The sequence below is a fragment of the Streptomyces sp. SID1328 genome (genome assembly GCF_009865595.1).
Classification (GTDB): Bacteria; Actinomycetota; Actinomycetes; order Streptomycetales; family Streptomycetaceae; genus Streptomyces; species Streptomyces griseoluteus.
Map to the genome: position 1 here is coordinate 1 of NZ_WWKH01000303.1, position 3,270 is coordinate 3,270.

Annotated in this window: 4 protein-coding genes and 1 pseudogene; 2 read left to right on the plus strand and 3 right to left on the minus strand. The window is 72.7% G+C overall.

From position 1 onward, the window contains the following. Together GT030_RS09100 and GT030_RS09105 are read right to left on the minus strand one after the other, a co-directional pair. Positions 1-187 (minus strand): annotated as a pseudogene (locus GT030_RS09100) (hypothetical protein); the annotation flags it as partial. Next, the gene (locus GT030_RS09105) at positions 184-882 is read right to left on the minus strand and encodes an ATP-binding protein (RefSeq protein ID WP_161200657.1); all 699 of its coding nucleotides are present in this window, start codon (positions 880-882) and stop codon (positions 184-186) included. The pseudogene GT030_RS09100 and the gene GT030_RS09105, both read right to left, overlap by 4 nt. A gap of 240 nt (positions 883-1,122) precedes the next feature. Here GT030_RS09105 and GT030_RS09110 point away from each other — a divergent pair, with 240 nt between their 5' ends. Then, positions 1,123-1,983, plus strand: a complete 861-nt coding sequence (locus GT030_RS09110) for a helix-turn-helix transcriptional regulator (protein ID WP_161200658.1) — start codon at positions 1,123-1,125, stop codon at positions 1,981-1,983. After that, complete coding sequence (locus GT030_RS09115; protein ID WP_030809830.1) at positions 1,984-2,238, plus strand: DUF397 domain-containing protein; 255 nt, start codon at positions 1,984-1,986, stop codon at positions 2,236-2,238. Between the two features lie 91 nt (positions 2,239-2,329). On the opposite strand, the gene GT030_RS09120 is transcribed toward GT030_RS09115, so the two are convergent. Beyond that, positions 2,330-3,270 (minus strand): FAD-dependent oxidoreductase (locus GT030_RS09120; RefSeq protein ID WP_161200659.1); only part of this gene is annotated, 941 nt, incomplete at its 5' end.

The window sequence follows — 3,270 nt, forward strand, 5'->3', positions numbered from 1 at the left end:
CCACCCGGGGGAGTCGGGGGACGATCAGGGCGGCCAGGCGGTCGGGCATGGCGACGGCGTCGCAGCCGAGCGGGGCGGTCATGCCCTCGGGCACCGGCGGTCCGGGGGACCGGTCGGGGGCGGGGCGGCCGCGCCCGAGCCGGACCAGGGTGTTCAGACCGAGCAGGTGCCCGGCGGCGCCGGTCACGACCGGCTCCAGGCTTCGGCAGGTTCGGCGGCAGGGGCGTACTGCTCGGGCACCCGGATGTGGCGGCCGGGGGCGGAGCGTACGTCCTCGCCGGGGGTGCGGGAGGGGTCGGGCTTGCCGCGTGTGCCCCAGCCGAGGTCGTGACGGGGCTCGGTGGCACGGGTGCCGACGCAGGTGTCCGGGTGCGCCTGGGTGTCCAGGTGGCCGTCCGCGGCGGGGCCGCGGTCCAGCTCGGCCCAGACCAGCAGGCCCGGTCCGTACTCCTGGGCACCCCAGGCCCGGCACAGCGCGGCGACCAGAAGCAACCCCCTCCCGTGCTCCTCGTCGGGCCGCTGCTGTGCCGGGTGGGGCTCGCCGGGCGCGCATCCCTCGTCCCGTACGGCGATGCGCACCAGGCCGTCGTGGTCGGCCAGTTCGCACACCACGCGACTGCTCGCGGTGTGCACGACGGCGTTGGTGACCAGCTCGGAGACGACCAGGACCGCGCTTTCGCAGGTGTCCGCGCACACCGACCAGCCGGCGAGCCGGGTCCGCGCCAGGCGTCTGGCCTGGGCCGGGGAGCCCGGATGCGCGGCCAGCTCGAACCGGAACCGGCGGCCGGCCCCGGCCGTTGCCGGTGCCGGTGCTGCGCCGGGACGGGAACGGTCTGCGGCGGAGTCTGTTCCTAAGGGCGCGGACGGAATCACGCTTGCCACTATCTCCCCGCCGTGAACACTTGGCAAGTGTCACTCTGAAAAATGCAGAGTGCGGTATGACGCGGTGAACGGCCGTGGCACACTGCTCGCAACAGCACCTCGCGCGGCGCCAATTGGGACCCTCGCCGATCCGTCCGGATCGTCGAATGCGTCTTCGAACGGCGCCGCAGGGCTGTCGGGGTTCCTTCACCGGGTATCCCCGCCCAGGCAACCGGTATCCCTTCCGTCGGAGGTGGCAACGTGAGCGAACCGCGGTCCGCGCCGACCGTGGGTCAGGTGGTCCTCGGCCGCCGCCTGCTGGACCTGCGGGAACGCGCCGGGCTCAAGCGCGAGGAGGCCGCCCGCGTTCTGCGTGTCGCCCCCGCCACCGTGCGCCGCATGGAGACGGCCGAGGTCTCCCTCAAGATCCCGTACCTCCAACTCCTGCTGAAGTCCTACGGTGTTCCGGACGACGAGGCCGAACTCTTCGTGCAGCTCGCCGAGGAGGCCAACCGGCCCGGCTGGTGGCAGCGGTTCCACGACATCCTGCCCGGCTGGTTCTCCATGTACGTCAGCCTGGAGGGCGCCGCCGCGCTCATCCGTTCCTACGAGCCGCACTTCGTTCCCGGCCTGCTCCAGACCGAGGACTACGCGCGCGGGGTGCTCAGATCCGGCGCCATCGGCCAGACCAGCCCCGACGACATCGAGCGCCACGTCGACCTCCGGATGCGCCGTCAGGAACTCCTCACCCGTCCCGACGCGCCCCGCTTCTGGGCCGTGATGGACGAGACCGCCCTGCGCCGCCCGGTCGGCGGCCCCGAGGTGATGCGCGCGCAGCTCGACAAACTTCTGGAGGCCACGACGCTGCCCGGCGTCACCCTCCAGGTGGCCCCGTTCGCCAACGGGCCGCATCCGGGCACGTACGGTCCCTTCGTACTGTTCCGGTTCGCCATGCCCGAACTCCCGGACATGGTCTACAGCGAGTACCTGACCGGCGCGGTCTACCTCGACGCGCGCTCCGAGGTGGCCACTCATCTGGAGGTCATGGACCGCATGGCGGCGCAGGCCGCCACGGCACAACGCACGAAGGAGATCCTGCGGGATCTCCGCAAGGAGCTGTGAATGGATCGCATCAATCCGCGCCGCCGCGTCTACAACGGCATGCCCGCGCGGGAACTGGGCGCCGTGGGCTGGCACAAACCCTGGAGCGGCGGCAACGGCGGCAACTGCCTGGAGGCCATGAAGCTGGCCGACGGCCGCATCGCCGTACGCCAGTCCACCGACCCGGACGGCCCCGCGCTGATATACACCACCGCCGAGATGACCGCCTTCATCGAGGGCGCGAAGGCGGGAGAGGCGGACTTCCTGCTCTCCTGAACGGCCGTCACTGTTTTTGACTCTGCGCACCACCCTTGGCCCCCCGTCCCCGTCCCCGCCCCCTCCCCTTCCGCTCCGGTCCGGCCGATGGCTACACCGCCATCGGCCGGTCGTACGGCGAGATCGGCGCCTCCAGCCGCGACTCACCCATCAGATACCGGTCCACTGCCGCCGCCACCGCCCGGCCCTCCGCGATCGCCCACACCACGAGCGACTGACCGCGCGCCGCGTCCCCGGCGGCGAACACGCCCGGCACGTTGGTGCCGAACTCCCCGTCCCGCGCGAGCGTGCCGCGCGGCTCCGTCTCCAGTCCCAACTGGTCGATGAGGCCGTCCGCACGGCCCGGCCCGGAGAAGCCGAGCGCCAGCAGCACCAGGTCGGCCGGCAGCACCCGATCGGTGCCCGCCACCGGCTGCCGCCGCTCGTCCACCTCCACCAGGTGCAGCTCCTTCACCCGCCCCCGCCCGTCCCCGGTGAACCGGAGCGTGGACGCCGCGAACAGCCGGGCGTCCGCGTCCGCCGCCGGAGCGGTCCGCAGCTCACCCGCCTCCTCGTGCGCGCCGGAGAGACGGTAGAGCTTCGGGTAGGTCGGCCACGGCTCTGCCTCCGCGTCCCGCTCCCCGCCCGGCCGGGCGTAGATGTCCAACTGGGTCACGGACGCGGCACCCTCGCGTACCGCCGTCCCCAGGCAGTCGGCCCCGGTGTCCCCGCCGCCCACGATCACCACATGCCGCCCGGCCGCCGACAGAGGATTGGCCTCCAGGTCGCCCGCGCACACCCGGTTGGCCGGCGGCAGGTACTCCATGGCCTGATGGATCCCGGCCAACTCACGTCCGGGTACGTCCAGTTCGCGCCACGCCGTGGCCCCGGTGGCGATCACCACCGCGTCGTACCGGGACCGCAGCTCCGGCGCCGGCACGTCCCGCCCGACCGTCGTCGACGTACGGAACCGCGTCCCCTCCGCCCGCATCTGCTCCAGGCGCCGGTCCAGGAAGCGCTTCTCCATCTTGAACTCGGGGATGCCGTACCGCA